Raw genomic sequence first — 26378 nt, forward strand, 5'->3', positions numbered from 1 at the left:
GGCACCTCGATGTCGACTCATCGCATCCTGGGGCTGAAGCAGGTCCCAAGGGTTCGGCTGTTCGCCGATCAATAGCGGTACGTGAGTTGGGTTCAGAACGTCGCGAGACAGTTCGGTCCCTATCTAGTGTGGGCGTAGGAGATTTGAGAGGACCTGTCCTTAGTACGAGAGGACCGGGATGGACTGACCTCTGGTGTTCCAGTTGTGTTTCCAAATGCAATGCTGGGTAGCTATGTCGGGAAGTGAGAAGCGCTGAAAGCATCTAAGCGCGAAACACCCCTCAAGATGAGATCTCCCCACGAGACCCGTCGTAGACCACGACGTTGATAGGTCGCATGTGTAAGCGCGGTAACGCGTTGAGCTGAGCGATACTAATTGGTCCACTGGCTTGACTTTTCATCAATCAATTGCATCCAATCAATGAGACCATGCTTAATGTTTAGGCTCGTCTCGCCTCACCCTTCGCTTCAACACTTCGAAGTCTGACCCCTTCGTCGTGGCTTTACCCTGGAGGTCACACCCGTTCCCATCCCGAACACGGCAGTTAAGCTCCAGAGGGCCGATGATACTTCCTGGCACACAGGTGGAAAAGTAGGTCGCCGCGACGTTAAAATCCAAAGCCCCCGCTCACGCGGGGGCTTTTTCGTTTCCAGGAAAGCCATCAGGGCTTGCAGGCGAGGTACTCGATTCCGTCGGCGGAGTCCTTGTCTTCCCGGAGGAACCTGGGGGTGAAACGCACCCGGGCCACGGAGCCGAAGCGGGCCTGGGTCAGGAGGCGGGTCTGGAGATTGGGCACCAGGTAGGTTGTCTTCCAGGCGGAAATGGCGTTCGCCTGGGTCTGCTTGTCCAGGGTCACCCAGTTCATGGGGACCTGGAGCATGCCTGGAAGCCAGGGGGTCAAACTCCCGGCCTTGGACTCGTTGGATTCCACCCGGTCCATGGCGCGCTGGATGATCGCGGCGAACCTGGCCGCATCGGGGCCCGGGTCCCCGGAAGCCGGCGTGAAATCCTCCTTGGTCTGACCCTTGATGGGATCGCAACCGAAGGCGAAGCCGCCCCAGCTTTCCAGCGGCAGGTAGAGGGTCCCCCTAGGGCTCATTAACTTCTTAATGTAAAGGTAGTGGCCGGTGGTCCATCTGGTGAATTTGACCGTGGACCGGTCGAGGATGACGGCATCCATCCTGCCCGCAAGGGTATTTGCCAGAATGCCCAGGTGGTCGAGGTTATTGAAATCCAATTGGATATGGGCCTCCTCCGAGGGAGCGTGGGGTTCGACGCTGAGGAAGATCCAACGGGCGTCCTCGGCGGGGGATACGGAGGGACTGTGGAACCGCGCAGCCTCCTGGGTGCGGGCCCCCAGAACCAGGATCACGTCGCCGAGGGGATTCCCGTGGGCACGCCAGGCGTCCAGGTACGCGAGCACCTTCCGGCAATGGTCCTGCACCTGCCCTTCGGTGGGCGGGTTGGCCAGGGCGGGGCCCACGAGCGCGGCGATGGCGATGGCGGATCGGAGAAGGCTGGGCACGGTCCCTCCTTAGGATTGATTAATAGTTCCCCTTCGAATGAAATGGTTCCCCAACGCTTGAAAAGGGTCGGCGAAGCCCGCAGTTGGCGGTGGCCTGGGGGCCCGGCCCACATGGACCGGGCGCGGTGGGCGGGTTTGGAGTAAGCTTGAAGTTTGACGCGAGGATCGCCATGGCAGTTTCAGTCCGTCTTCCCGATGATTCCATCCGTGAGTTGCCGGATGGGGCGACCGGCGCGGACCTGGCCCTGGGCATCAGTCCCCGCCTGCTGGACGCGGCCATCGCCCTGCGGGTGGACGGCAAGCTCACCGACCTCAAGGCCCCCCTGAGGGAGGGCTCCAAGGTCGCCGTGGTCACCAACAAGGATCCCGAATCCCTGGACGTGATCCGCCACTCCGCGGCCCACCTCCTCGCCCAGGCGGTCAAGCGGCTTTTCCCCAAGGCCAAGGTCGGCATCGGCCCGGTCATCGAGGACGGCTTTTATTATGATTTCATGGTTGATCCCTTCTTTACGCCCGAGGACCTGGTGGCCATCGAGGCGGAGATGCGGCGCCTGAGCCAGGAGGCTGTCCCGGTTCAGCGGGAGGAGCTGGGCCGGGACGAGGCCGTGGCCCTCTTCCGGGGCCTGGACGAGGGGCTCAAGGTCGAACTGGTCTCCGACATTCCCGCCGACGAGCGGATTTCGGGGTACCGCCAGGGGGACTTCTACGACCTCTGCCGGGGCCCCCACGTGCCCGACACGGGCAAGATCAAGGCCTTCAAGCTCCTCACCACCGCCGCCGCCTATTGGAAGGGGGACGAGAAGAACGTCCAGCTCTGCCGCATCTACGGCACCGCCTTCCACACCGCCAAGGAGCTGGAGGAGCACCTGCGCCTGCTGGAGGAGGCCCGCACCCGGGACCACCGCAAGCTGGGCCGGGAGCTGGGGCTGTTCTCCTTCCATCCCGAAGCCCCCGCGTCGCCCTTCTTCCACCCCAAGGGCACCATCGTCTACAACGAACTGGTGAACTACATGCGCTCCCTGTACGCCCGGCAGGGCTACTCGGAGGTCATCACCCCCCAGGCCCTGGACGTGGCCCTGTGGAAGACCAGCGGCCACTACGACCACTACGTGGACAACATGTACTTCACCACCGTGGACGAGCGGGAGTACGCCCTCAAGCCCATGAACTGCCCCAGCCACTGCCTCATCTATGGAAACGGCCGCCACAGCTACCGGGACCTGCCCATCCGCTACGCGGACTTCGGCCGTCTGCACCGGTACGAGCGGTCCGGCGTCACCCACGGCCTGACCCGGGTGCGGACGTTCTGCCAGGATGACGCCCACATCTACTGCATGCCCGAACAGATGAAGGAGGAGATGGCCTCCTTCCTGGATTTCATCCGCAACGTCTACCACACCTTCGGCTTCGACGAGCTGCGCGTGAACCTGTCCACCCGGCCAGAGAGCCGCCTGGGCAGCGACGAGATCTGGGACCACGCCGAGGGGGCCCTGGCCTCGGCCCTGGACGAGGCGGGCATGCCCTACAACATCAACGCCGGGGACGGCGCCTTCTACGGGCCCAAGATCGACTTCCAGGTGCTCGACGCCCTGAAGCGGCCCTGGCAGCTGGGCACGCTCCAGGTGGACTATTCCATGCCCAGCCGCTTCGGCCTCATCTACGTGAAGGCCGACGGCACCGAGGGCCAGCCCGTCATGCTGCACCGGGCCATCCTGGGCAGCCTCGAGCGCTTCATGGGCATTCTCATCGAGCACTGCGCCGGGGCCTTCCCCACCTGGCTGGCCCCCGTCCAGGTGGCGATCCTGCCCATCACGGACCGGGCCCACGACTTCGCCCGCAGCATCCGGGACAAGGCCCTGGATCTGGGCGTCCGGGTGGACCTGGACCTGCGCAACGAGAAGGTCAACGCCAAGATCCGCGACGCCCAGCTGAGCAAGGTTCCCTACATGCTCGTGCTGGGTGACCGGGAAGCCGCCGCCGGCACGGTCTCCGTGCGGCACCGACACCGGGGCGACCTGGGAGCCCAGCCTGTGGATGGGTTCTTCGAGGGCCTGGTCCAGGAGATCCGGACGAGGGCACGGTGATCTTTGCTTTATTTTTTAGGAAAAGACTGATAACATCACTTTCCTTGCATTGATGGGGAGGAACGTATCCGAGCTAACGAGACGAGAATCAACGATGGCATCCGCGCTGCGGAGGTCAGAGTCATCGACGAGGATGGAACCCAGCTGGGTGTAATGACCCCGCATGAGGCCGTCCGGGTCGCTGAGGCCAAAGGCCTTGATGTGGTTGAGGTGTCCCCCACCGCCAACCCCCCGGTCTGCAGGATCATGGACTATGGCAAGTACAAGTTCATGGAAGCCAAGCGTGAACATGCCGCCCGGGCCAAGCAGAAGAACATCGTGGTCAAGGAGGTGAAGTTCCGCCCCCGCACCGACGACCACGACTTCGATTTCAAGGTCAAGCACATCCTCCGGTTCCTCGAAGAGGGGGACAAGGTGAAGGTCGTCGTCATGTTCCGGGGCCGCGAAGTGGTCCACCGGGACATCGGCTACCGGATCATCGAAGAGGTGCTGACCCGCATCGGCGAACGTTGCATCGTGGAAAAGCCCGCCGGTATCGATGGCCGCGACATGCACGCCATCATCATCCCCAGGCCGGTCGAGCAGCTGGTTAAGAAGGTTAAGCCCACCAAACCCCCAGTCCCCAAGGCCGAGGAACCCGGTTCCGAGGAAGCGGGGGCGAAGGTAGCCGGATCACTCTGATCCAATCACCCGCTAGAGGTATGTCATGCCCAAGCTCAAGACCCACAAGGGCGCCCAGAAGCGCTTCAAGAAGACCGGCAGCGGTCTCTTCAAGCGCGGCTGTTCCCACCAGCGCCACATCCTGACCAGCAAGTCCAGCAAGCGCAAGCGCCAGCTGGACATGGGCGGAATGGTGGACAAGTCCGATCTCGGACGCGTCCGCGCCATGCTGCCCTACGCCTGACCGGCGGTTCTGCTCAGGAAACCAACGACCCCCGGCGGCTGATGCCGCCCCCGCAGTGGCCTTCAAAATCCCCAGGGATTGCCACAAGGAAAGGAAGAACCGATGACTCGAGTCAAACGTGGCTTCAAGCGTGTCCAGCGCCGCAAGCGGATGCTGAAGTTCGCCAAGGGCTTCTACGGCGCCAAGTCCCGCCTCTACCGGAGCGCGAAGGAAGCCGTCGAGAAGGCCCTGCTCTACTCCTACCGCGACCGCAAGGTGCGCAAGCGCGATTTCCGCCGCCTCTGGATCGTCCGCATCGGCGCCGCCGCCGAGCAGAACGGCATCTCCTACTCCCGCTTCATGGGCGGGCTGAAGAAGGCCAGCATCGATCTGGACCGCAAGATCCTCGCCGACCTCGCCGTGCGCAATCCGGAGGCCTTTACCAAGCTCGTGGCCGTGGCCAAGGGCTGAGCGAAGCAATCTCCACCATCGCAACAGACCGGAAGGCCGCTCATGCGGCCTTCCTCTGTTTATGAGGATAGGCACCATGGAAACATCCCTCCTCCCCCCCGACATCGAAGAGGCCAACCGGTCCTTCCCGGAGGCCCTGGCCGCCTGCGCCGACCTGGACGCGCTGCTGCGCCTGAAAGGCGCCTACGTGGGCCGGGAAGGAAGCCACGCCGCGCGGCTCATGGAGCTGCTCAAGGCCGCGCCCAAGGACCAGAAGCGGGAGTTGGGCGCGGCCTCCAACGCCCTCAAGTCGGCGTGGGAGGAGGGCCTCCGGGCCCGGCAGGCCCAGCTGGAGGAGGCCCGCAAGGCCACCGCCGCCCTGGCCAACGCCTGGGATCCGGCCCTGCCGCCGCCCATGCCGGCCCCGGGGGCCCTGCACCCCCTGAACCGGCTCATGGACCGGCTGGTGGACGTGTTCCGCCCCCTGGGCTACCACGTGGAGGAAGGGCCCGAGGCGGAAACCGAGGAACACAACTTCGACGGCCTGAACATCCCCGAGGACCACCCGGCCCGGGGCAGCGCGGACACCTTCTACTTCCGGGACGCCGACGGCCTCCTGCTGCGCACCCACACCAGCCCCGTGCAGGTGCGGGTCCTCAAGCGCATCGCCGCCAAGGGCCCCGACGGCCTTTCGGAACTGGAGCGCAACGGCGGCATCCGGTTCCTGGCCCCGGGCCGGGTCTACCGCAAGGACGAGATCGATCCCACCCACAGCCCCATGTTCCACCAGGTGGAGGGCATGCTCATCGGCAAGGGCATCGGCATGCACCACCTGAAGGGGACCCTGGCCTACGCCATGAAGGCGCTGTTCGGCCCCGGGGCCGAGGTGAGGTTCCGGCCCAGCTACTTCCCGTTCGTGGAACCCGGCGCGGAAATGGACGTGCGCTGCCCCCTGTGCGGGGGGAGCGGCTGCCGGGTCTGCAAGGGCTCGGGCTGGGTGGAGCTCCTGGGTTCAGGCCTGATCCACCCCAACGTGCTGGCCTACGCCGGCATCGACCCGGCGGTGTGGAGCGGCTTCGCCTTCGGCATGGGCGTGGAGCGCACCGCCATGATGGTGAGCCAGACCCCGGATCTCCGGCTCTTCTTCGAAAACGACCAGAGATTCCTCAAGACCATGGGAGGGCTGGACTGATGCTCATCGAACGCGGCGCACTTCACCAGGAGCTTCCGGCCCTCGCCGGCATGTCCACGCCCGACCTGTGCGAACTCCTGGCGGGCCTGGGTTTCCCCGTGGACGGCGTGGAGGCCTCAGGTGGCACCACCGTCCTCGACGTGGACATCACCGCCAACCGCGGCGACGCCCAGTCCCACCGGGGCATCGCCCGGGATCTGGCCGCCAAGCTGGGTTCGGCCCTCACGGCGCTTCCCGCCGACGCGGCCGCCCAGGGCGAGCCGCTGGTCCCGGTCCGCCTGGAGGCCGGGGACGCCGGCCCCTTCTATGCCACGGCCGTGCTGGAGCTGGGCCGCGGCGCAGGCACCCCCGGGGCGGTGAAGGCCTTCCTGGGCGCCCTGGGCGCGGGCGCCAAGGACTTGCCCGCGGTGGACGCCTCCAACGAACTGCTGCACCGGTACGGCCACCCCACCCACGCCTTCGACGCGGACCGCATCCAGGGGTTCCTGGCGGTGCGCTGGGCCCGGGAAGGGGAAACCCTCGTGACCCTGGACGGCCTGGAGCGCAAGCTCACCCCCAAGGACCTCCTCATCGCCGACGCGGCGGGTCCCGTGGCCCTGGCGGGCGTCATGGGCGGCGACGGCACCAAGGTCACCGCCGCCACCCGGCGCGTCCTGCTGGAGAGCGCCTGGTTCGACCCCCGCACCGTGCGCGCCATGGCCCACCGCCACGGCCTGCACACGGACGCCTCCCACCGCTTCGGCCGCGGGGCGGACCCCGCCATGGCGGTGCCGGCCCGCGACCTCCTCGCCGGGCGTCTCCGGGACTGGGCCGGCGCGACGCTGCGCTCCGCCTGGAGCGTGGGAACCCTGCCCGCCCCCAGGACCCCCGTGACGCTCCCCTGGGCCATGGTGGACCGGGTCGCCGGCCACCCCGTGGACCCGGCCCGGGCCTCGGACCTGCTGCGGGCCCTGGGCTGCTCGCTGGAGCCCATTTCCGGCGGCGTCCAGGTCGCCCCTCCCTCCTGGCGCCACGACCTGGCCGTTCCCGAGGATCTGGCCGAGGAGGTCCTGCGCCTCCTGGGCTATGACGGCATCCCCTCGGTGCTGCCGCCCCTGGAAAGCAGCCCCGAACCCCTGGCCCCCGGCTACCTCAAGCGGCGCAAGCTGGCGTCCCGGCTGGCCAACCTGGGCTTCTTCCAGACCGTTACCCTGGGTTTCGGGGACCCCCAGGAGGAGGCCCCGGGCGACGAACCCGCCCGGCGCACCCTGGCCAACCCCCTGGGTGAGGATTACTCCCTCATGCGAGGCACCCTCCTGCGGGACCTGGACAAGGTGGTCCGGCTGAACCTGGAGAAGGGCGCCCGGGACGTGCGGTTCTTCGAGATCGCCCCGGTGTTCGAGGCCCGGCCCGGCCAGGGCCTCCGGGAGACCTGGACCCTGGGTCTCGCGTGGGCCGGGGAGATGGGCGGGGAGGATCCCCTCACGCCGCCCCGGAAGCTTTCGGGCCCCGAGGGCCGCAGCCACCTCCAGGGCATCCTGCGGGCCCTGGGCGTGCCCCCGTCCGCGACGGACGCCTTCGGCCGGTGGGAGCTCACCGAAGCCGGGGGCGGCGCGGTCCTGGGCTGGCACTTCGAGGTGCCCCTGGACGCCATCCCGGATGAAGGGGAGCGGGTCATCCCGCGGTTCGCCCCGTTCAGCCGCTTCCCCACCGTGGAGCGGGACCTGTCCCTCCTGGTGGGCCTGGACCAGCCCTACGCCGGCCTGAAGGCGGCCATGGAGGCCGCGCTGGCCGGGACGCCCCTGCAGGACCTGCGCTGCGTGGACGTCTTCCGCCACAAGAGCCTCCCCCAGGGCCAGCAGGCCTGGCTGATGCGCCTGCGCTTCCAGGCCATGGACCGGACCCTCACCGGGGAGGAGGTGGAAACCTGGGTTCTTTCGGCCCTGGCCGCCGCCCAGGGCCTCGGAGCCCGACTTCGGGGCTAGAATGAATCCAGAAGAGGCCCCCATGGACGTTCTGAAACAGCTCGAGACGAAGCTTCAGGGACTGGTGCAGCAGCGCAACCAGTACCGGGATGAACTGGCCGCCCTCAAGGCGGACATGGGCACCCACGACGAGGAGCTGCGCTCCCTGCGCCGGCGCCTGGAGGACCTCCAGGCTGACCAGGCGGGCTGGCAGAAGGAACGGGAGGGCGTTCGGAAGCAAGTGGAATCAATTCTTAAGATGGTAGAGGGCATCGAATGACCCCAGGCAAGGAGGTCCAACTGGAGATCCTGGGCCGGAGCCTGCGGATCCACTCCACGGCGGGTCCGGAGGACCTGCCGCGGGCGACCTCCGTTCTTGAGGACACCTTCCGCGACATGGAACGCGCCTATGAGCTAAGATGGGGTGTTCCACCATCAGCGCTGGACACATCCACATGGCTGCTGATGGGGGCCCTGAACCTGGCGCACCGCGTGGCGCGACTGGAACAGGACAAAAGTCGGCAGACACAGGACCTGGAACTGACCCTCTCCAAGCTACTCGACGATGTTCCGGACGAAGAGAATCCCTCGGTCGGCCCCCTATTCCAGGGGACGGAAGAGGAAGCTGGAATCTGATCCCTGCGAGGCCCGTGAGACGGCCAAGCGCTTGTTCCGTATTACGCCACGGGAGACCTTCCCCCCAGCCTTGTGCGTTCCGCGCGACGGCGCGCCTTAAACTGGGATTCTGGTAGCCCCCCTACTTGCTAGGGAACACGGCAAGCCTCCACGACCGAGCGGGGATCCTCAATCGTCCATGGGTTCTGAAGCCGACACCTCCACCCCCACCTAGGAGTTGTCCCATGAACCCATTGGATTATGTTTTTCTGGCCCTGGCGGTGGCGGCCGCCGTGGGCTTCTTCTTCCAGATGAGGAAGGCCCAGGCCGCCGTGGTGGACGTGTCCAAGGCCACGGCCAAGGCCGAGGCGGAGCTGAAGGCCGAGCGCGACCGCCTGCTGGCGGAGGCGGAGAAGGAGGCCGGGAAGGTCATCAACCGGGGCCAGCGCGAGGCGGACGCCCTGCGCAAGGAGGCCGAGCTCAAGGCCAAGGAGCAGGCCCTGCAGGCCCGCCAGGAGGCCGAACGGCTCGCCAACGAACGGATGCAGACCCTGGAAAAGCAGGAGCAGCGCCTCCAGAGCAAGGAGGACAGCCTGGACAAGAAGCTCACCCAGGTGGACCAGAAGCAGAAGGACGTGGAGGCCAAGACCGAGCGGGTCAAGGAGGAGCAGGAGAAGCTGGCCGCCCTCCAGGCCGAAGCCAAACGCCTGGCCGAAGAGCAGGCCCGCAAGCTCGAGGACATCGCCGGCCTCTCCCGGGAGGACGCCAAGCTCGAGCTGGTCAACCAGCTGGAGTACACCGCCCGCATGGACGCCTCCAAGCTGGTGCGCCGCATCGAGGACGAGGCGGCCGAGGAGGCCCAGAAGAAGGCCCGCTGGACCATCGTCTCGGCCATCCAGCGCCTGGCCTCGGACGTGGTGAGCGAGGCCGCCGTGAGTTCGGTGCAGCTGCCCAGCGACGACCTCAAGGGCCGCATCATCGGCCGGGAGGGCCGCAACATCCGGGCCCTGGAGAAGGCCACGGGCTGCGACCTGATCGTGGACGACACCCCCGAGACCATCGTCGTGAGCAGCTTCGACCCCATCCGCCGGGAAGTGGCCCGCCAGGCCATCCTCAAGCTCCTGGCCGACGGCCGCATCCACCCCGCCCGCATCGAGGAGGTGGTGGAGAAGACCAAGATCGACATGGACCAGCACCTCAAGGAGCTGGGCGAGGCCGCGGCCATCTCGCTGGGCTTCCCCGACGTGCACCCCAAGCTCCACAAGCTCATCGGCCGCCTGAACTACCGCACCAGCTACGGGCAGAACGTCCTGGAGCACACCAAGGAAGTGGCCCGCATCGCCGAGTACATGGCGGCCGAGCTGGGTGCCGACCAGAGGCTCGCCCGCCGTGCCGGCCTCTTCCATGACATCGGCAAGGCCATCGACCGGGAAGTGGAGGGCACCCACATCGAGATCGGCATGGAGCTGCTGAAGCGCTTCGGCGAGAAGGACCCGGTCATCCACGCCATGAGCTGCCACCACGGGGACTTCGAACCCAAGACCGTGGAGGCCATGCTCATCACCGCCGCCGACGCCCTGAGCGCTGCCCGCCCCGGCGCCCGCCGGGAAATGCTGGAGACCTACGTGAAGCGCCTGGAGGCCCTGGAGGCCATCGCCAACAGCTACAAGGGCGTCCAGAAGAGCTTCGCCATGCAGGCCGGCCGGGAGATCCGCATCATGGTGGACGCCGGCCAGGTGAACGACGACCAGGCCTTCTGGCTGGCCAAGGACGTCACCAAGCGCATCGAAGGGGAGATGCAGTACCCCGGGCAGATCAAGGTCACCGTCATGCGCGAGACCCGGGCCGTGGAGTACGCCCGGTAGCCGCCCCGTATTTCGTCAACGCAGCCGATTTCCGTCCCAACGCAGCGCGACGACCTCCCGGAGGCCGCACGCGGTGACGTTTTCTCCGCGGAAGATGGCCAGGCACTCGCCGCCCTTCAGCCGCACCGACCTGAACAGGATTCCCGGTTCCCCTTCCGCCTGGCACGTGGCGCCGAAGGCCTGGGAAGGCCCGTAGTCGTCCCTGCGGTGCAATTCCCCCCGGCCCTTGCGCACGTCCGGGAAGGCGCCGCCCACCCGCAGGGCCAGGGCCTCGAAGATGCGCGCGGCGCCGGCGGGCTCGCCGCTGTCCCGCAGGGCCTGGCCGAGGTGGTGGGCCACCTCCGCAACGCAGGTTTCGGGGCTGCCGCCGGCGTACACGGCCCGGAAGGTGCCGTCGCTGAAACGGCTGACGGGGCCGCGGCCGGGCATGCGCAGGTAGGCGCGCAGCTGGGGATGGCGGTCGGAAGCCCGAACGCCGGTGGGCCAGGACTGGAAAACCCCCGCCCGGGCCAGCAGGGCCGCCAGTTCCGGCCGGTCCCCGGCATGGACCAGCTGGGCCAGGGGCGAAACGGAAAGGAGCTTCAACTGGTGCCAGGGATGGCTGAGGAAGTGGACCCGGTTCACAGCAGGCCCAGGGACGCGGTCTTGAGGTAGCCCAGGGTCTCGATGAGGTCTTCCATGCGTCCGTCGAGCATGCGGTCCAGGGGCCGTCTTCCCCCGAAGGCCGGCGCTCGGTTGGCCCGCGTGACCCAGGCCACGCCGTCGGGGAAGATGCTGCCCGCCAGTTCATAGATGCCCAGGACGTAGGCCATGCGGTCCACCTTGTCCCCGTCCACGTCACGCAGGTCGCCGCCCTCCAGGCGCTTGAGCCAGACGGTGTAGGTGCTCCGGGCGATGCCCAGGAGGGCCAGTCGCTCCTTCACGGGCAGGCCCCAGCGGTCCGCCACCGCCAGGAAGGTACGGAAGGCGAGCGCGCCCGGGTCGGCCAGGACGGTATTCGGACCCCGGGACATGGCGGGCCTCCTGCCCCCAGCTTAGGCCAAAAATGGCCCTAAGCAACATTCCTGGCCTTCAGGCGAAGAACCGCATGAAGAGGAAGATCCCACCGTTCCACACCCCGTGCACCAGGATGCAGGTGAGCAGGTTGCCGGTGCGCAGGAAGGCGAAGCCCAGGACGACGCCGAGGGTGCCCAGGGTGGGCAGACCCAGGGGCTGCAGGTGCATGGCGCCGAAGAGCAGGCCGCTGGTGGCCACGGCCAGGAGCCAGCCGGCGCGTTTTCCGAGGCGCGCCTCCAGCCGCTGGCCCAGCCACGGCAGGAGCAGGCCGCGGAACAGCAGCTCCTCGAAGACCGGCGCCACCACGGCCACGGTGAGGAAGAGGAGACCCACCGACAGGGGCCCGCGCATGCGGGACAGCAGCTCCATCAGGTCCTTCTGGGGGGGCTCGGTGGGATGCAGGAAGGGGCCCAGGGCCAGGGACACCGCGATCACGGCGGTGAACGCCAGGGCGAAAAAGCCCAGCCCCGACGCCAGGGCGCGACCCGCGGGGCCCGGGGCCACCCGCGCGGCCAGCTCGCGGAGACCGATCCCCTCGGCCCAGCAGACGTAGGCCGTGCCCAGCAGGGCGTGGAGCCCATAGGTCAGGGGCAGGGCCGCGGGGCGCAGGAAGGGAAGGAGCACCAGCACCGTGCCGGTGACGAATCCCGCCCCCAGGTGCGTGAGGAACCAGCCCAGGAGCACGATGAGCAGGGCCCTTCCGGACATGGCGAACCGGGGCGGGACGCGGGGGCGGGCCGGGACCGCGGCGAGGAAGATGGCCATGGCCAGGCCGCCCAAAACCAGCACCGCCGCGCCGATCCCCGCGGCCGCAAGGGCCGCGAGCCGCGGCAGCACCCAGGCCTTGGCCCGTTCCTCGGCGGGCTTGGGGTCCAGGCCGGACCGGCCGGCGCAGCGTGCTTCGAGCATGCCCGCGGCGTAGCCCTCGCCCAGCGCGACGCGGACCCCGGCCAGCTCCCCGCCCAGGGGGGCGCGGCCCGTGTCCTGGTAGGCCCAGGACCAGACGGCGCGGAAGGTCCCGTCCGGGACCGTCCCCGCCAGGCGCGAACCCTGGGCGAGGTCGCCCCGTTCCGCGGCGTGGACGGCGAGGATCGCGCGGTCCCATCCGGGGCGCGTCTTCTTCTCCAGGCTGGCCAGGGCCTCGCCCGACCCCAGCGCGGTGCCGGCCAGCGCCCCCAGGACCTTCGGGGCCGCCAGGGTCACGTCGGCGATCCGGCCCTGGAGCTCCACCTGCGCCGGGGGCCGCGGGGGCTTGGCGCGGCGCGCGCCGGCGTTGAGGCTCACCGCCAGCGCGACCAGCAGCGCCAGGGTCGCGATGAAGGGGTCGGCCCACTTCCGGTCGGGGTTCCAGGGTTCGGGGCGGCGACTGTCCATGACCCAGGATGATACATTGTCAGAAGGAGTCGCCATGCCCTTTTCCCAGTCCATTGACGTGCGTTTCGCGGACCTGGACGCCCTCGGCCACGTGAACCACGCCACCTTCGTGACCTACCTGGAGTGCGCCCGCGTGGCCTGGTGGGCGCGGCTCCTGGCGGGCCGCCCCTTCACGGAGGAGGGCTTCGTCGTGGCGAGGGTGGAGCTGGACTACCGCAAGCCCATCCTGCTGGGGGACACCGTGCGGGTGGACCTGCGCTGCACCCACCAGGGCACCACCAGCTTCTCCCTGGCCTACAAAGTGGTGCGGGGAAAGGACGAAGTGGTGCTCGCCGAGGGGCAGACCGTGCAGGTCATGATGGATTTCGCCACGGGGCGCCCCAGGGCGCTGCGGCCCGAAACCCAGGCCTGGCTCCGTTCTCAGGAACAGGCATGAGGCTGGGAACCGCCAGCTGGGCCGAGGGCCCCACCGAACGCCGGACCCTGGTGGCCCAGCTGCCCAGCGACCCCACCCGGGTGGTGGACCTCAACCGGCTGGAGCGCCTGCGCCTGGCCAAGCTGGGCGAAGGCCGGGCCGAGGCCCTTGCCGCCGAGCTGGTGCCCTCCAGCCTGCGCCAGCTGCTGGAGGGCGGCGTCCGGGCCCTGAACCGGGCCCGGCAGGTGGTGGCCTACGCGGAGAAGTGGCAGGGCCGCCAGGGGCTGCCGGAGGCCCTGGCGCCCCGGGCGGCCCAGGTGGAGCTGCTGCCCTGCCTCCCCAGGCCCACGGCGGTGCGGCGGTGGGACGGCACCTTCCTGGACCACCTGGCCGTGCAGGGCCCCGGGGGCACCCTGGGCCAACCGCCCGCGCCCACCCTGGCCTGGGTGGGCCTTTCCGGCGGCGCCGTAGCCGGATGCTGCCTGGCCCTGGACAACGCCCCGGGCGTGGTGCTGGGGGCCTGGCTGGAACTGGACCTGGACTGGACCGGCGCCCTGGAGGTGGGCCTCGGGGGCCGGCGCCGCCGGGTGCCCATGGACACCTGGCGCGACCTGGAACCCCGGGACCCGCGTCCCGGGGAAGTGGTCCTGGCGCCCCCGCCCCGTTTCCGGGCGCTCCCGGCCCAGCCCGGCGGCGTGGTGCGCGTCGCTTCCCCCCTGGAGCTCCTCACGCTCCGCCTGGCGGAGACGCTGGTGCACCCCACCCTCCAGTAGCGCCCTAACCGAGGGCGAGCATCCGCTCCACGGGCCCAAGGGCGCGCTTGCGCAGGTCCTCCTCCAGGACGATCTCGGGCTTGAGGTCCCGCAGGCAGAGGTAGAGCTTCTCGAGGCTGTTGAGCTTCATGTACGGGCACAGGGCGCAGTTGCAGCCGCTGTCGGCGGGGATGGGGATCAGCTCCGCCGCGGGCCGGAGCCGCTTCATCTGGTGGAGGATGCCCGCCTCGGTGCCCACGATGAACTGCGTTCCGGGGTCCTTCTCCACGAACTTCAGGAGGGCGGCGGTGGAGCCCACGAAGTCGGCCATGCGGCTCACGGTGGCGTCGCACTCGGGGTGGACGATGACCTTGGCCGCGGGGTGGCGGGCCTTGAGCTGGGCCAGGCGGGTGGCGGTGAACTGCTCGTGGACGATGCAGAAGCCGGGCCACAGGACCATGTCCCGCCCCGTCTGGCGCATGACCCACCGCCCCAGGTGGCGGTCCGGGGCGAAGACGATCTTGCGGTCCCGGGGGATGCTCTCCACCACCCGCACGGCGTTGGAACTGGTGCAGATGATGTCGGAGAGGGCCTTCACGCCGGCCGAGCAGTTGATGTAGCTCACCACCACGTGGTCGGGGTAGTCCTTCAGCCACGCCCCGAAGGCGTCGGCGGGGCACCGGTCCGCGAGGCTGCATCCGGCGTCCAGGTCGGGGATGACCACGCGCTTGCCGGGGTTGAGGATCTTGGCGGTCTCGGCCATGAAGTGCACGCCGCAGAAGGCGATGACCGAAGCCTCGGTGCGGGCCGCGGCCTGGGCCAGCTGGAGGCTGTCGCCCACGAAATCGGCCAGGTCCTGGATCTCGGGCTCCTGGTAGTAGTGGGCCAGCAGGACGGCGTTGCGCTCCTTCCGGAGCCGGGCGATCTCCGCCGTGAGGTCCAGGGAAGGGTCGATGGTTTCCAGGTCGGGGACGTAGGGGGCCGGCGCGCTCATGGGGTGATTCTACCGCACTGGGGTAAAAAATTTTTTACAACCACTAATCATATTAGATAGTTGGATTTGCACGTACCGCTTGAGGGCAGGGGGGGGACTCCCTATGCTGTGACGAGAGTCACACCCGCGAAAACGCCCCCGGCGGAACGCCATTTTCGATTCGAGGAGGGATCATGTCCAACGGCCAGCCCATCAAAGGTTCCGACATCCACAGCCTCGACGAAATGAAGGTGAGCCGGTTCTTCGGCTGCAACACCTTCAACGAGCGCACCATGCGCGAGCGGCTTCCCCGGGAGGTCTTCAAGGCCTTCCGTCACAGCCTCAAGCGCGGGGAGCCCCTGTCCCCGGAAACGGCCCACGGCGTGGCGCAGGCCATGAAGGAGTGGGCCGTGGAGCACGGCGCCACCCACTTCACCCACTGGTTCCTGCCCATGACCGGCGCCACCGCCGAGAAGCACGACGCCTTCATCGCCTGGGACGAGGCGGGGGTGGTCATCGAGAAGTTCAGCGGCAGCCAGCTCATCCAGGGCGAGCCCGACGCCAGCTCCTTCCCCTCCGGGGGCCTGCGGGCCACCTTCGAGGCCCGGGGCTACACGGTGTGGGACGCCACCAGCCCCGCCTTCCTCATCGAGAGCCCCCTGGGCACCACCCTCTGCATCCCCACCGCCTTCGTGGGGTACCACGGCGAGGCCCTGGACAACAAGCTGCCCCTGCTGCGCTCCATGGAGGCCGTGAGCGAGGCCGCGTTGCACGCCCTGGGCCACTTCGAGAGCCGGGCCACCCAGGTCGTTCCCCAGTGCGGGCCCGAACAGGAGTACTTCCTCGTGGACCTGGACCTGGCCCGGAAGCGGCCCGACCTCATCTTCGCCAACCGCACCCTGCAGGGCGCCCGGCCCCCCAAGGGCCAGGAGCTGGAGGACCACTACTTCGGCAGCATCAAGGAGCGCGTGCTGGGCTTCATGCAGGACGTGGAACTGGAGTGCTTCAAGCTGGGAATCCCCGCCAAGACCCGGCACAACGAGGTGGCCCCCAACCAGTTCGAGCTGGCCCCCATCTACGAGCCCGCCAACCTGGCCTCGGACCACAACCAGCTCCTCATGGAAATCATGAAACGCGTGGGCGAGCGGCACAACCTGGCGGTGCTGCTGCATGAGAAGCCCTTCGCCGGCGTCAACGGTTCGGGCAAGCACGTGAACTGGAGCCTGGCCACGGACGAGGGCCACAACCTGCTGGACCCCGGCAAGACCCCCGAGGAGAACCTGCAGTTCCTGTACTTCCTGGGCGCCACCCTCAAGGCCATCCACCGCCACGGCGGCCTCCTGCGGGCCTCCATCGCCTTCGCGGGCAACGACCACCGCCTGGGCGCCAACGAGGCCCCCCCGGCCATCATGAGCGCCTACCTGGGTTCCCAGCTCAACCACATCCTCGAGGCCATCGAGCGGGGGGACGTGGCCGACGCCAGCGAGAAGCAGCTCCTGGACCTGAGGCTCGGGAGCCTGCCCGCCCTGGAGAAGGACGCCACGGACCGCAACCGGACCAGCCCCTTCGCCTTCACGGGCAACAAGTTCGAGTTCCGCGCCGTGGGGTCCTCCCAGGCGATCGCCTTCCCGCTCACGGTCATCAACGCCACCGTGGCCGAGGCCCTGGACGCCATGAACGCCCGGATGGACGAGGAGATGGCCGCCGGCAAGGGAACCCGCGCGGCCGCCATGGCCGTCATCCGGGAAGCCATCGTCGAGACCCGGGCGATCCGCTTCGAGGGCAACGGCTATTCCGCGGAGTGGATGGCCGAGGCCGAGCGCCGGGGCCTGCCCCACGCCCGGGACACCGCCGCGGCCCTGCGCATCTGGGAGGAGCCCCGGAGCCAGGAGGTCTTCAGCCGCAGCGGCATCCTCACCGCCGGGGAATGCGAAGCCCGGCTCCACATCCGCCACGAGCAGTACCAGAAGGCCCTTTCCATCGAGGCCCAGGTGCTCCGGGAGATGGCGGAAACCATGCTCCTGCCCGCCATCGTCGAGGACCTGGGGGCGCGGGCCGACGCCCTGGGCAAGCTGGCCCAGGCGGGCATCCCCGTGCCCGCCGCGCTCAAGGCCGCCCTGGAGACCCAGACCCGCCTCGCCGGGGTGGCCCAGGAGCGCCTGGTGGCCCTCAAGGCGGCCATGGTGGCCGCCGAGGCCCTGGAATCGCTCCACGCCCGCACGGAGGCCTACGGAGGCAGCGTGCGCCACGCCCAGGAGCTGCTGCGGGACGTCCTGGACCAGCTGGAGAAGGATTGCAGCGCGGCGCGATGGCCCATCCCCGTGTACCGCGACCTGCTGGCGCCCCTCATCTGAGGCGCATTTCCGGTCAAAAACAGGGCCGGTTGATGGGAGACTCGAAGACAGGCCTCTCCAGGCCGGAAGGTCCGCCATGCCCGACGACATCACCCTGCACGTTCCGCCCCCCATCCTGGCCTCGGTCTCCCCCCGGCGCCGGCACTGGATGGAGGCGCTGCACATCCCCTACGAGGTGTGGGCCCCCGAAGTGGACGAGACGCCCCGCCCGGGCGAGGACCCCGAGTCCATGGTGATCCGCCTGGCCCAGGCCAAGGCCGAGATCGTGGGCATCGTGAACCCGGACCGCTGGATCATCGCCGCCGACACCACGGTCGCCGTGGACCACCACATCCTGGGCAAGCCCGACTCCGAAGCCGACGCCGTGCGCATGCTCATGCTCATCCAGGGCCGGAGCCACCAGGTGCACACGGGCCTCTGCCTGCGCCGCAACAGCGAGGTCTACACCCTGGTGGACACCGCCAACGTGTACCTGCGCCCCCTGCAGAAGAAGCAGGCCGAATGGTACGCCGCCTCCGGCGAACCCATGGACAAGGCCGGGGGCTATGCCGCCCAGGGGATCGCGGCCCTGTTCATCGAGCGCATCGAAGGCAGCTTCGCCACCGTGATGGGCTTCCCCGTGGAGCGCTTCTCGGAGCTGGCGCGCCGGCTGGGCCTGCTGGGACTCTGGGTTGGGATGCCCTGAAACCCTAATGAAGGGGCTGCTCCAGGTTGAGCAGATCCCTGTTCATCCCATCAATCGGCGTTATGCAGGATCCAGGGAACTTCTCACGAATGCTCGGCAGATCTAGAGCGAGGAGTTAATAATTATTTTATGAATTTCGAACGTGTTTTCCGCCAGCTGGCCCCATGGCGGCTGTCGGCCTTCGGAGGGCTGACCCTGCTGCTCGCCTGTGGCGGAGGCGGACCCACTGGGGATAGGCCAGCGGCTGGGACCCGGAGTTTGCCTGCCCCTCCCGGCCGCCTTTCCCCGGATCCCGCCCCCGAACTGGTCTCCGTCGCCCCGGAAAGGGGGAAAGCCGGTGACCTGGTGACGGTAGCGGTGCGGAACCCGATGGTCACCCACGAATACCTGTTCGGGACCGCCAAGGCCAAAATGCGGTCATTCAAAGCCGTCGATGGAACGGGGACGGTCGGGATCCTGGTCCCCGCCGGGGTCTATGGCCACGTTCGCCTGACCGTCACCGATGGGCGGGGGAGCGCGAGCAACGGGCTCGACTTCCTGGTGGAGGGGAATCCGGTGGAGCATCTGCCCGTGCTGCATTCCGTGAACCCGGAAACGGAGAGGCAGGGGGCGGTGGTGAAGCTCTCGGGGCGGAACCTGGGAGACGCCCGGGTATTCTTCGGCAACGTGGAAGCCACGGCGGTGATCCGCCGGAGCCGCACGAAGCTGGACGTCCTGGTGCCCGATGGCGTCAGCGGCGCTGTGGCCATCACCGCCAGGAATGCCACGGGTGCGACCCACCAGGGGCTGGCCTTCACCGTGAAGCACTGAAGCTGCGGGTTCAGGCCCCAGGCTCGCAGGAAAGGGAAGAAAAGTGGGAGGAGTGCCTTGACGCGGCCCCAGAACTACACCAAATTGAGTAGACCAATTTGAGTAGTCGAGGCCCCCATGTCCCACCCCCCGCGCCCCACCGAAGCCGAGCTCAAGATCCTGAAGATCCTCTGGGACTTGGGCCCGGTCCCCGTGAAGGACGTCCAGGCCGCCCTGGCCCGCGGCCAGGAATACACCTACACCGGGGCCCTGCGCATGCTGCAGGTGATGCTGGAGAAGGGGCTGGTGGCCCGGGACGAGTCGGCCCGCTCCCACGTTTACCGCGCGGCCCACCCCCGGGAGTCCATGGAGCAGGGGCTCGTGGCGGATCTGCGGGACCGGCTCTTCGGGGGATCGGCCCTGGCCCTGGTGCAGGCGGCCCTGAAGGCGGGTTCGGTGTCCCCCGAGGAGAAGGCCCGCATCCGTCAGCTGCTGGGGACGTCGAAGTGAGCGGGGCGGCCACGGCCCTGGGGTGGGCCCTGATCCATTCGCTGTGGCAGCTCGCCGCGGTGGGGGCCGTCGCGGCGGTCCTCCTGCGGGCGGCGGGGCCGGAACGGCCCAGGGCCCAGTACGGCATCGCCCTGGCCGCCCTGGCGCTGTGCCTGTTCCTGCCGGCCCTGGGTTTCGCCCAGGGGCTCGCGGAGGCCGCGGCCGCCCTGCCGGGGCCCGCGGGGGCCGGGCAGATCCTGGAGCCGGTCCAGGCCACACCTCCCGGAGCGGCATCCGGGGGACGCCTGGCCTGGGTGGCCGGGCGCCTGGGCTGGCTCGCGGCCGCCTGGAGCTTGGGTGTGGCCGTGATGGCCGCGCGTCTGGCGGGGGGCTGGCTCACGACCGTGGCCTGGCGGCGCGGGGCGCTGCGGGCGCCCGAGGCCTGGCAGGGGCGCTTCGCGGGCCTCGCGCGGGCTCTGGGCGTGCGGGGCCGGGTGCTGCTCCTGGCTTCGGCCCGGCTGGCAACGCCGGTGGCGGTGGGCCTTTGGCGGCCGGTGGTGCTGGTGCCGGCGGCCCTGTTCACGGCCCTGCCCGAAGCCTACCTGGAGGCGCTCCTGGCCCATGAGCTGGCCCACGTGGCGCGCCTGGACTACCTCGTCAATCTCTTCCAGGGCGTCGTGGAGGTGCTCTGCTTCCACCACCCCGTGGTGTGGTGGCTCTCCCGCCGGGTCCGGACCGTGCGGGAGCACCTCTGCGACGACCTGGCGGCCCGGGCCATCGGCGATCCGCGGCGCCTGGCCCTGGCCCTCGACGCGCTGGACGACGTCCAGCCCCACCTCACCCCCATGGCCCTCGCGGCCCGCGGAGGAACCTTGCACGAACGCATCCGGCGTCTCCTGAACCCACTCCCGGCTTCCACCTCGTGGTCCCCGGGGCCCGCCCTGCTCCTCCTCGCCCCCTTCGCCGCCCTGGCCTTGAGGGCGGGCGCCCCCCCGGCGCCTCCCATCAGCGCCGATCCGGCGGCCATCGCCGCCCTGGATGCCCTGGCCGTCCGGGAGGCCCTGGATCCCCAACTGCTGCGGTCCATGGCCTGGGCCGAGAGCGGCCTCAATCCCAAGGCCAGGAGTCCCCTGGGGGCCATGGGCGTCCTGCAGGTGATGCCCGCCACCGCCACGCGGTTCGGCGCCCGGGACCTGGCGGACCCCGGGGAGGTGGCCGCCGCCGGCGCCCGCTACCTCAGGTTCCTCCTGGACCGGTACCAGGGGGACACGGCCCGGGCCGTCGCCGCCTACAACTGCGGCGAGGCGGCCCTGGAAGCGGGTCGCCCCGGGCCCGAGGCCGAAACCTACCGCGGCCTCGTGCTGGACCTCCTGCGGGCCCGCGCCGTGCAGCCCGCGGCGCCCCTGGGGCAGGGGTGGGTGGACGGAACCCTGCGCCGCACCGGTTCCACCTGGACCGTGTGGACCCGGGTGAGCCACCGGGGTGGCCTGAAGCTGGAATTCCTGCCGGAGAATCCCGACGGAAAGCCGTACGGCACGGTGACGGTAGGCGGCGGGGATCCCCGGGACGCCTGGACCGAGTCCCACCCCAAGGTGATCATGGACCTGCGCGGCGGCACCACGGTCCGGGTGCGCTGCTCGGACACCGCGGGGGGCGCGATGGGTGAGGTCAGCATCCCCCTGGACGCGGCGTGGAAGACCTTCGCCTTCCGCATGGAAGCCCGTTCCTAGTCTCCTGCTATGGCATGGCATTCCTCCCGAATGGGTGGACCCTGAAGTCCTAACGCGATCCCCTGTGGGAACTTCCACTCCGGAGGCTCCACCTTCGAGTGGGAGTGGGTTTCGCTCGTATGTACAGCAATATTAGAATTTTTAAAAAAGTCCAGAACCTGGTTCCCGCCGCGGCGGGGCTGACCCTCCTGCTTGCCTGCGGTGGCGGCCCGGGCAAGGGGGGCAGCGCTCCCGCGTCCGAGGCCACCCCCGCGCAGAGGGTGCCGGTGCTGGACGCCATCACTCCCGACAGGGGAAAGCCCGGCGACCTGGTGAGGATTTCGGGCCGGAACCTACTGGGGGCCAAAGTGACGTTCGGCGATGTGGACGCGGAGGTCCGGGAACAGACCGTCACGGGGCTGGTCGTCGTGGTGCCCGCCGGCGTCAGCGGCGCCGTCACCGTGTCCGCCAGGGACGCGCAGGGTGCCGCCAGCCAGGGCCCGGCCTTCACGGTGGAAACCACGCCGCCAGCGCCGGCACCGGTGCCGACACCGCCGCCGAAGCCAGCGCCCACCCCGGCGCCAACCCCGAATCCGACGCCGACCCCGACCCCGACCCCGACGCCGACGCTGACCCCGACGCCGACGCTGACCCCGACGCCGACGCTGACCCCGACGCCGACGCCGACGCCGACCCCGACGCCGACCCCGACCCCGACGCCAACGCCGACGCCGACCCCGACCCCGACGCCGACGCCGACGCCAACCCCGACCCCGACTCCGGCGCCAACCCCGGCCCCGGTTCCGGCAGCCGCTCCCACCATCACCGGGCTCAACCGGCTCACGGGTCCGGTGGGTGCCGACATCGTCGTGACCGGGACCGACTTCATCTCGGTCAGGGCCGTCAGGTTCGCCGGCGTCCTGTTGCCCCCGGGCACCTATACCGTGGCTGGGCCGGACCGCATCCTGCTGCGGATTCCGCCGGTGGCCCCGGCGACCTTCGCTCCCATCGAAGTGGAGACCGGGACCGGCCTTGCGCAAAGCGCGCCGTTCCTGGTGTCGCTGGTGATCCGGGTGGATGCCATGGGTCCGTTGGAGGGTCCTCCGGGGACGGTGGTGACCGTGAAGGGAATGAACCTGGACCATGCCGGCCCCGTGATGAAGGACGGCGTGGCGATTCCGGACCAGATGCTCGTGGACGGGACGACGCTCCACTTCCCCATCCCCCCGGGCATGACCAGCGGCGCGTTGAGGTTCCGGGCGGTTCCCGAAGGTGCTTCGCCCGCGCTTCCGGCGTTCACGGTGACCGTCCCGCCCGTGGAGCGGGTGGCCTTCCTGGACACCCCCCTGGCTCCGAGGCGGGTCCAGCCGGGGGCCATGCCGTTCATGGATCCTGGGAATCCGGGCTTTGACCTCCTGGATTACCCTGTGGGGATGAGGACCCGGCAGTATGGGATCCTGCATTTCCCCAAGGCGCCCCTTTTCCATAACTACGACCCGTTCCTGGACAACGTCCGACCGGGTAGGCACACCGGGGCTTTCTGTACGCTCGCCCTGAAACTGCCCCAGGCCTTCATGGAGGCGGTGCCGCGAACGCTCCGGGACAGGGTCCATGCCCTGGGGTTGGCCGAGGACCGGGTCGACGTCCTTTGCGTGAGCCAGGACATGCCCTACCTGGACAATGCCGGCTACCTGTTCCGGCCCCATTACTGGACCGATCCGGACGCCCCGGACACGGTGGCCGTTCCCGGCGCCTACAACCAGAACCGAACGGTGGAGGTGGGCCTTTTCGATGCCCCGCCGGCCTTCCACTTCCAGGGCCACGGACCGGACGATTCCTTTCCGGGCCCCGTGCACGTGCATGACGACGGCCTCCACGTCCTGTCCTCACCGGCTGCGGTCATGAATCTGGAGGGACTGGACCCCGCCACCACCGCGGCCTTCTGGACCCTGGTCCGGCTGGGGGACCGGGCGGCGGCGGCCCTCCACCTGCTCCTGAACGACGCCGACCAGGCGGGAATGAATGCCCGCGCGGCGACAACGCATTCCATGCGGCAGCTGTTCAGGGCAGCCGCCGCTATGCCCGGCAATCCGGCCGCCCAGAAGCTCACAGCCCTGATGAGGCCCCTGGTCACCGCTGTCTACCCGGGTCCGGCCTACTCCGGTTACAGGGATCTCCTCGTCACGGGGTCGGGCTTCACGGGCACCAAGGGGGTGCGGCTGGGAACGGTACCCGCGACCATCTTCAAGGTGCTGGGCGACAACCTCATCCGTGTGACCGTCCCCGCCTCGGTGGGTGGGCCCTGGGCCTGCACCGTCACCACGCCCCTGGGTGGGGAGAGTTCCTAGATCCGTTCGCCCCCGGGGCCGAAGCGGCGCTCCTCGAAGAGGAAGGCGCCGGCCACGTTCCGGGCCAGCACGGTGGAGGCGCGCGTGCCGTAGGCCTCGGACTGCACGAAGATCGCCGAGAGCAGGCGCTCCCACGCCAGGGGGACGCCGGTGGCGGGGAGGCGTTCGTCGGGGACGACCTCCCGGTCCGCCAGGATTCCGAAGCAGGGCTCCAGGGCGGGAAGGGCGGCCAGGGCCAGGGCGAAGCGCTTCCGGGCGGTGGCCAGCTTGGGCCAGGGGGTGTCCAGGAGGTGGTTGGACACGCCGTACACGCCGGCCTCCAGGCGGCGGGCGGCGCCGTCGCGGTTGGACCGGTACCAGAGGCTTTCGCCGTCGGCCACCAGCAGGTTGAAGCCTGAATGGAGCGAGCCGTCGATGGTGGCGGCGAATTCGCCGGGGGAACGGTCGCCCAGGAGGAAGTCGCGGGTGAGGTGGCCCCGGGAGAGGCTGCCCTTGGGCACGCCCGGTTCACGGACGTTGGTGACGGCGGCGAACCGGCCGTCCTGCCTGATGCCCAGCCAGGTGCCTCCCGCTTCGAGGTCCCGCCCGGCCGTCACCCGGGGGTCCTCGGGCCAGGGGGCCGCGGCGGCGCTGGGACGGGCATGGAACTCGTCACGGTTGGCGGCCACCACCAGGGGAAAGCGGGGGTGGGCCTGCCACGCGACGAGGACCAGGCACATCAGTCCTTGGCCTCGCGCCTGCCCTTCTTGGGGTTGAAGTCCTCGAGCATGCGGAACTTCACGCCCTCGACGTCCTTGAACTGGCCGTCGCGGATGGCCCACAGGGCGAAGAGGACGAAGCCCGCGGCGAAGGCGAGGCCCACGGCGGTGAAGACGATGATGAGAGTCCAGTTGGGATGTTCCATGGGATTTCCTTAATTCGCCACGAGGAACAGGTCGAACTTCCAGGCCAGCACCAGGGGCACGAAGAGCATCAGGAAGAAGAAGACGAGCATCTTCACCAGGAAGGGGTTCTCCTGGAGGATCTTCCGGAGGGAGACGGGAGGTTCCTCGCCTTCGGGACGGGGGGTTTCGAGGGGTTCGGTCATGGGCGGCTCCTCACTTCTCGGCCACTTCGCCGAACAGGGCGACGAGGTAGAGCAGTCCGAAGAAGAACAGGTAGAAGAGCAGGTAGCGGAGCATCACCACGTAGTCCTTGGCCTGGGGCTCGGCCTTCTTGGCGGGGGTGGCCATCCTAGTCCTCCAGCACGGGTTTGACGTCCAGGCCGGCCTTGAAGGCCGCCAGGGCTTCCAGGAAGGCCACGCGATCCTTCATGGTCACGAAGAACATGCCCACCTTCTTGCGGTCGGTGGTCTTGCGGAGCTTGGGGTTGCGCTTGCCTTCGAGGCGTTCGCGGATCATGAGGTTGCCGGTGCGGTAGTGGCAGTCGCCGATGGCGCAGCCGCACACGAAGGTGGCGTCGGCGCCGTTGGCCAGGGCGGCCTCCATGAGGGTGGGCTTGACCATCCCGGAGCAGGGCACGATGACGAATTTGGTCTCCGGGTCGTCCAGGAGCGCCTTGTGCTCGTCGAGCATGCGCTCGACGGGAAGGCTGCGCTCGCACACGAAACCGATGATGGTGCGCTTGGGTTCGGACATTCAGGCTCCCTTCTTGACGAGGGCCAGGAGGTCGGCCTCCAGGGTCTTGGAGTTCAGTTCGGGCAGTTCGATGGCCTGGAAGGGGCAGGCCCCCACGCAGATGCCGCATTCGCTGCACCGGGCCGCCTGCACCACGGCGATCTGCTTGAACTTGCTGCCGGGGGCCCGGTCCACCATGGTGATGGCCTCGAAGGGGCAGTCCAGGCTGCAGAAGGTGCAGCCCGTGCACTTGGCTTCGATGACCTCGGCGATGTTGGCGCGGCGGTCCTTGGGATAGAAGGGTGCCACGCACAGCAGGACCGTGGATCCGCCCAGGATCAGCCAGGTCCAGGTGGTGCCCACGTTCTGGACGAGCCAGTAGGGGAACATGTACCACGCGTCGTAGCGGATGGTCTCCACCAGGGTGCCGATCTGGGCCGGGGCGTCGCTGGCGATGTAGGCGGCCTGGGCGGCGATGCGCGGGTCGTGGCCGTACTTGGCCAGGAGCTCATGGGTGATGTTGATGGCCGGCAGGGTGCCCGCGGCCAGGAGGATGAAGCCCAGCAGCAGGAAGTTGGTGGCCCGGCTGGGGGTGACCACGGGCTCCTTGAGGCGGATGAAGTGCATCCACACCAGGAAGAAGATGAACACGGCCCCGCCCACGTGGAAGAACAGGAAGCGGGTGAGGGTGTAGTCGGTGATGCCCTCGCCGCCCACCAGGAAGCTCGACAGGGCCGCGCCGATGACGGGCACGCCGTCGAAGAGGTGCTGGGTGGCCACGACGATGTAGTAGGCGCGGGCGTCCCACACCAGAAGGTAGCCGGACAGCCCCACGAAGAGCACGAAGACCAGCAGGCCAACGCCGGTGACCCAGGGCAGCCAGCGCCAGGCGCGGTGCCGGTCCGTGAAGTAGACGCGGAACATGTGCAGGAGGGTGACGATCATCATGGCCGCCGCGCCCCAGCGGTGGATGCCCCGCACCACCGCGCCGTAGGGGATGCCCGCGGCCAGGTTGATGGGGTCGCCAGGGGTGGGCAGGGCGGAGATGTAGTTGACGCTGGACCAGGCCCGGTCGAGGGTTGGGATGTAGTACATCCACAGCAGGATCCCCGAGAAGATGAGGAACCAGAACGTGTAGAGGGGGAGCGCCCCGTGGAAGTACAGGGGGTTGTGCTCCTGGGTGGTGAGGAAGTTGACCAGCTTCTCGAAGCTGACGGTGAGGCTCTTGGTGAGGCGCAGGAATTTCCGGTACATGTCGTC

Annotated in this window: 28 protein-coding genes and 2 rRNA genes (1 of these 30 cut by a window edge); 19 read left to right on the forward strand and 11 right to left on the reverse strand. The window is 68.8% G+C overall.

Annotation, left to right across the window (positions count from 1 at the left end; translation table 11 throughout):
* Positions 1–396: ribosomal RNA gene (locus ACZ5LB_RS15755) — 23S ribosomal RNA — on the forward strand; it begins 2542 nt to the left of the window's first position.
* Between the two features lie 96 nt (positions 397–492).
* Positions 493–608, forward strand: a 5S ribosomal RNA gene (gene rrf, locus ACZ5LB_RS15760).
* 53 nt (positions 609–661) lie between these two features.
* Here rrf and ACZ5LB_RS15765 read toward each other — a convergent pair.
* Positions 662–1525 carry a hypothetical protein gene (locus tag ACZ5LB_RS15765; RefSeq protein ID WP_464603157.1) on the reverse strand — a complete coding sequence of 288 codons (864 nt, stop codon included), beginning with the start codon at positions 1523–1525 and terminating at the stop codon, positions 662–664.
* 170 nt (positions 1526–1695) lie between these two features.
* On the opposite strand from ACZ5LB_RS15765, the gene thrS reads away from it, so the two are divergent.
* The 9 genes from thrS (at position 1696) to rny (ending at position 10557) form a co-directional block, all read left to right on the forward strand.
* The gene (gene thrS / locus ACZ5LB_RS15770) at positions 1696–3609 is read left to right on the forward strand and encodes a threonine--tRNA ligase (RefSeq protein ID WP_464603158.1); all 1914 of its coding nucleotides are present in this window, start codon (positions 1696–1698) and stop codon (positions 3607–3609) included.
* Between the two features lie 123 nt (positions 3610–3732).
* The gene (infC, locus tag ACZ5LB_RS15775; protein WP_464606326.1) at positions 3733–4290 is read left to right on the forward strand and encodes a translation initiation factor IF-3; all 558 of its coding nucleotides are present in this window, start codon (positions 3733–3735) and stop codon (positions 4288–4290) included.
* A 25-nt stretch (positions 4291–4315) separates the two neighbouring features.
* Positions 4316–4513 carry a 50S ribosomal protein L35 gene (gene rpmI, locus ACZ5LB_RS15780; protein WP_306598434.1) on the forward strand — a complete coding sequence of 66 codons (198 nt, stop codon included), beginning with the start codon at positions 4316–4318 and terminating at the stop codon, positions 4511–4513.
* Between the two features lie 102 nt (positions 4514–4615).
* Positions 4616–4963 (forward strand): 50S ribosomal protein L20, encoded by a 348-nt coding sequence (rplT, locus tag ACZ5LB_RS15785; protein WP_464603159.1) that lies wholly within the window; start codon positions 4616–4618, stop codon positions 4961–4963.
* A 76-nt stretch (positions 4964–5039) separates the two neighbouring features.
* Positions 5040–6134 (forward strand): phenylalanine--tRNA ligase subunit alpha, encoded by a 1095-nt coding sequence (gene pheS / locus ACZ5LB_RS15790; RefSeq protein WP_464603160.1) that lies wholly within the window; start codon positions 5040–5042, stop codon positions 6132–6134.
* Positions 6134–8098: a phenylalanine--tRNA ligase subunit beta gene (locus tag ACZ5LB_RS15795; RefSeq protein ID WP_464603161.1), complete on the forward strand. Its 1965-nt coding sequence runs from the start codon at positions 6134–6136 to the stop codon at positions 8096–8098. Before pheS ends, ACZ5LB_RS15795 begins: the two co-directional genes overlap by 1 nt.
* 22 nt (positions 8099–8120) lie before the next feature.
* Positions 8121–8357: a cell division protein ZapB gene (gene zapB / locus ACZ5LB_RS15800; RefSeq protein WP_464603162.1), complete on the forward strand. Its 237-nt coding sequence runs from the start codon at positions 8121–8123 to the stop codon at positions 8355–8357.
* A complete protein-coding gene (locus tag ACZ5LB_RS15805) occupies positions 8354–8713 on the forward strand; it encodes a cell division protein ZapA (RefSeq protein WP_464603163.1) in 360 nt (119 codons plus the stop codon). Before zapB ends, ACZ5LB_RS15805 begins: the two co-directional genes overlap by 4 nt.
* A gap of 224 nt (positions 8714–8937) precedes the next feature.
* Positions 8938–10557, forward strand: a complete 1620-nt coding sequence (gene rny, locus ACZ5LB_RS15810) for a ribonuclease Y (protein ID WP_464603164.1) — start codon at positions 8938–8940, stop codon at positions 10555–10557.
* A gap of 15 nt (positions 10558–10572) precedes the next feature.
* Here the strand turns inward: rny and ACZ5LB_RS15815 are convergent, their stop codons facing one another.
* Genes ACZ5LB_RS15815 through ACZ5LB_RS15825 form a run of 3 tightly spaced genes read right to left on the reverse strand, consistent with a single transcriptional unit; the run spans position 10573 to position 12987 of the window.
* Positions 10573–11181 carry an RES family NAD+ phosphorylase gene (locus ACZ5LB_RS15815; RefSeq protein WP_464603165.1) on the reverse strand — a complete coding sequence of 203 codons (609 nt, stop codon included), beginning with the start codon at positions 11179–11181 and terminating at the stop codon, positions 10573–10575.
* Positions 11178–11570 carry an antitoxin Xre-like helix-turn-helix domain-containing protein gene (locus ACZ5LB_RS15820; RefSeq protein WP_464603166.1) on the reverse strand — a complete coding sequence of 131 codons (393 nt, stop codon included), beginning with the start codon at positions 11568–11570 and terminating at the stop codon, positions 11178–11180. Before ACZ5LB_RS15820 ends, ACZ5LB_RS15815 begins: the two co-directional genes overlap by 4 nt.
* A 58-nt stretch (positions 11571–11628) precedes the next feature.
* Complete coding sequence (locus ACZ5LB_RS15825) at positions 11629–12987, reverse strand: lysostaphin resistance A-like protein (RefSeq protein ID WP_464603167.1); 1359 nt, start codon at positions 12985–12987, stop codon at positions 11629–11631.
* A gap of 34 nt (positions 12988–13021) precedes the next feature.
* Between ACZ5LB_RS15825 and ACZ5LB_RS15830 the strand changes: the two genes are divergently transcribed.
* A complete protein-coding gene (locus ACZ5LB_RS15830) occupies positions 13022–13423 on the forward strand; it encodes an acyl-CoA thioesterase (RefSeq protein WP_464603168.1) in 402 nt (133 codons plus the stop codon).
* Positions 13420–14175, forward strand: coding sequence for a hypothetical protein (locus ACZ5LB_RS15835; RefSeq protein WP_464603169.1), 756 nt, complete (start codon positions 13420–13422; stop codon positions 14173–14175). The genes ACZ5LB_RS15830 and ACZ5LB_RS15835 overlap by 4 nt, the downstream gene beginning before the upstream one ends.
* 4 nt (positions 14176–14179) lie before the next feature.
* On the opposite strand, the gene nadA is transcribed toward ACZ5LB_RS15835, so the two are convergent.
* Entirely contained in the window at positions 14180–15148 is a 969-nt protein-coding gene (nadA, locus tag ACZ5LB_RS15840) for a quinolinate synthase NadA (RefSeq protein ID WP_464603170.1), read from the reverse strand.
* Positions 15149–15321: 173 nt separating this feature from the next.
* Between nadA and ACZ5LB_RS15845 the strand changes: the two genes are divergently transcribed.
* The 6 genes from ACZ5LB_RS15845 (at position 15322) to ACZ5LB_RS15870 (ending at position 23501) form a co-directional block, all read left to right on the forward strand.
* On the forward strand, positions 15322–17481 hold the full coding sequence (locus ACZ5LB_RS15845) for a glutamine synthetase III family protein (RefSeq protein WP_464603171.1): 2160 nt from the start codon (positions 15322–15324) through the stop codon (positions 17479–17481).
* 76 nt (positions 17482–17557) lie between these two features.
* Entirely contained in the window at positions 17558–18166 is a 609-nt protein-coding gene (locus ACZ5LB_RS15850; protein WP_464603172.1) for a Maf family protein, read from the forward strand.
* 369 nt (positions 18167–18535) lie between these two features.
* On the forward strand, positions 18536–18976 hold the full coding sequence (locus tag ACZ5LB_RS15855; protein WP_464603173.1) for an IPT/TIG domain-containing protein: 441 nt from the start codon (positions 18536–18538) through the stop codon (positions 18974–18976).
* Between the two features lie 117 nt (positions 18977–19093).
* Positions 19094–19465: a BlaI/MecI/CopY family transcriptional regulator gene (locus tag ACZ5LB_RS15860; RefSeq protein WP_464603174.1), complete on the forward strand. Its 372-nt coding sequence runs from the start codon at positions 19094–19096 to the stop codon at positions 19463–19465.
* Positions 19462–21174, forward strand: a complete 1713-nt coding sequence (locus tag ACZ5LB_RS15865; protein WP_464603175.1) for a M56 family metallopeptidase — start codon at positions 19462–19464, stop codon at positions 21172–21174. The genes ACZ5LB_RS15860 and ACZ5LB_RS15865 overlap by 4 nt, the downstream gene beginning before the upstream one ends.
* A gap of 104 nt (positions 21175–21278) precedes the next feature.
* Positions 21279–23501, forward strand: a complete 2223-nt coding sequence (locus tag ACZ5LB_RS15870; protein WP_464603176.1) for an IPT/TIG domain-containing protein — start codon at positions 21279–21281, stop codon at positions 23499–23501.
* Here ACZ5LB_RS15870 and ACZ5LB_RS15875 read toward each other — a convergent pair.
* Genes ACZ5LB_RS15875 through ACZ5LB_RS15900 form a run of 6 tightly spaced genes read right to left on the reverse strand, consistent with a single transcriptional unit; the run spans position 23498 to position 26372 of the window.
* Positions 23498–24220: an NRDE family protein gene (locus ACZ5LB_RS15875; protein WP_464603177.1), complete on the reverse strand. Its 723-nt coding sequence runs from the start codon at positions 24218–24220 to the stop codon at positions 23498–23500. The two genes, ACZ5LB_RS15870 and ACZ5LB_RS15875, sit on opposite strands and share 4 nt — an antisense overlap.
* The gene (locus ACZ5LB_RS15880; RefSeq protein WP_464603178.1) at positions 24220–24405 is read right to left on the reverse strand and encodes a cbb3-type cytochrome oxidase assembly protein; all 186 of its coding nucleotides are present in this window, start codon (positions 24403–24405) and stop codon (positions 24220–24222) included. Before ACZ5LB_RS15880 ends, ACZ5LB_RS15875 begins: the two co-directional genes overlap by 1 nt.
* Positions 24406–24414: 9 nt before the next feature.
* Positions 24415–24588 carry a hypothetical protein gene (locus ACZ5LB_RS15885; RefSeq protein WP_464603179.1) on the reverse strand — a complete coding sequence of 58 codons (174 nt, stop codon included), beginning with the start codon at positions 24586–24588 and terminating at the stop codon, positions 24415–24417.
* Between the two features lie 10 nt (positions 24589–24598).
* Positions 24599–24733, reverse strand: coding sequence for a hypothetical protein (locus ACZ5LB_RS15890; RefSeq protein WP_306598458.1), 135 nt, complete (start codon positions 24731–24733; stop codon positions 24599–24601).
* 1 nt (position 24734) lies between these two features.
* Positions 24735–25139, reverse strand: coding sequence for a hydrogenase iron-sulfur subunit (locus tag ACZ5LB_RS15895; RefSeq protein WP_464603180.1), 405 nt, complete (start codon positions 25137–25139; stop codon positions 24735–24737).
* Positions 25140–26372 (reverse strand): cytochrome b N-terminal domain-containing protein, encoded by a 1233-nt coding sequence (locus ACZ5LB_RS15900; RefSeq protein WP_464603181.1) that lies wholly within the window; start codon positions 26370–26372, stop codon positions 25140–25142.
* Positions 26373–26378: the final 6 nt, after the last annotated feature.

It is taken from the genome of Mesoterricola sp. MK458, assembly GCF_055384935.1.

What these genes read in the sequence shown, in the direction of transcription:
- thrS (WP_464603158.1), top strand. Translation starts at nt 1,696, where the DNA reads ATGGCAGTTTCAGTCCGTCTTCCCGATGATTCCATCCGTGAGTTGCCG.
- rpmI (WP_306598434.1), top strand. Translation starts at nt 4,316, where the DNA reads ATGCCCAAGCTCAAGACCCACAAGGGCGCCCAGAAGCGCTTCAAGAAG.
- rplT (WP_464603159.1), top strand. Translation starts at nt 4,616, where the DNA reads ATGACTCGAGTCAAACGTGGCTTCAAGCGTGTCCAGCGCCGCAAGCGG.
- pheS (WP_464603160.1), top strand. Translation starts at nt 5,040, where the DNA reads ATGGAAACATCCCTCCTCCCCCCCGACATCGAAGAGGCCAACCGGTCC.
- ACZ5LB_RS15795 (WP_464603161.1), top strand. Translation starts at nt 6,134, where the DNA reads ATGCTCATCGAACGCGGCGCACTTCACCAGGAGCTTCCGGCCCTCGCC.
- zapB (WP_464603162.1), top strand. Translation starts at nt 8,121, where the DNA reads ATGGACGTTCTGAAACAGCTCGAGACGAAGCTTCAGGGACTGGTGCAG.
- ACZ5LB_RS15805 (WP_464603163.1), top strand. Translation starts at nt 8,354, where the DNA reads ATGACCCCAGGCAAGGAGGTCCAACTGGAGATCCTGGGCCGGAGCCTG.
- rny (WP_464603164.1), top strand. Translation starts at nt 8,938, where the DNA reads ATGAACCCATTGGATTATGTTTTTCTGGCCCTGGCGGTGGCGGCCGCC.
- ACZ5LB_RS15820 (WP_464603166.1), bottom strand. Translation starts at nt 11,570, where the DNA reads ATGTCCCGGGGTCCGAATACCGTCCTGGCCGACCCGGGCGCGCTCGCC.
- ACZ5LB_RS15825 (WP_464603167.1), bottom strand. Translation starts at nt 12,987, where the DNA reads ATGGACAGTCGCCGCCCCGAACCCTGGAACCCCGACCGGAAGTGGGCC.
- ACZ5LB_RS15830 (WP_464603168.1), top strand. Translation starts at nt 13,022, where the DNA reads ATGCCCTTTTCCCAGTCCATTGACGTGCGTTTCGCGGACCTGGACGCC.
- ACZ5LB_RS15835 (WP_464603169.1), top strand. Translation starts at nt 13,420, where the DNA reads ATGAGGCTGGGAACCGCCAGCTGGGCCGAGGGCCCCACCGAACGCCGG.
- nadA (WP_464603170.1), bottom strand. Translation starts at nt 15,148, where the DNA reads ATGAGCGCGCCGGCCCCCTACGTCCCCGACCTGGAAACCATCGACCCT.
- ACZ5LB_RS15845 (WP_464603171.1), top strand. Translation starts at nt 15,322, where the DNA reads ATGTCCAACGGCCAGCCCATCAAAGGTTCCGACATCCACAGCCTCGAC.
- ACZ5LB_RS15850 (WP_464603172.1), top strand. Translation starts at nt 17,558, where the DNA reads ATGCCCGACGACATCACCCTGCACGTTCCGCCCCCCATCCTGGCCTCG.
- ACZ5LB_RS15855 (WP_464603173.1), top strand. Translation starts at nt 18,536, where the DNA reads ATGGTCACCCACGAATACCTGTTCGGGACCGCCAAGGCCAAAATGCGG.
- ACZ5LB_RS15860 (WP_464603174.1), top strand. Translation starts at nt 19,094, where the DNA reads ATGTCCCACCCCCCGCGCCCCACCGAAGCCGAGCTCAAGATCCTGAAG.
- ACZ5LB_RS15875 (WP_464603177.1), bottom strand. Translation starts at nt 24,220, where the DNA reads ATGTGCCTGGTCCTCGTCGCGTGGCAGGCCCACCCCCGCTTTCCCCTG.
- ACZ5LB_RS15880 (WP_464603178.1), bottom strand. Translation starts at nt 24,405, where the DNA reads ATGGAACATCCCAACTGGACTCTCATCATCGTCTTCACCGCCGTGGGC.
- ACZ5LB_RS15885 (WP_464603179.1), bottom strand. Translation starts at nt 24,588, where the DNA reads ATGACCGAACCCCTCGAAACCCCCCGTCCCGAAGGCGAGGAACCTCCC.
- ACZ5LB_RS15890 (WP_306598458.1), bottom strand. Translation starts at nt 24,733, where the DNA reads ATGGCCACCCCCGCCAAGAAGGCCGAGCCCCAGGCCAAGGACTACGTG.
- ACZ5LB_RS15895 (WP_464603180.1), bottom strand. Translation starts at nt 25,139, where the DNA reads ATGTCCGAACCCAAGCGCACCATCATCGGTTTCGTGTGCGAGCGCAGC.
- ACZ5LB_RS15900 (WP_464603181.1), bottom strand. Translation starts at nt 26,372, where the DNA reads ATGTACCGGAAATTCCTGCGCCTCACCAAGAGCCTCACCGTCAGCTTC.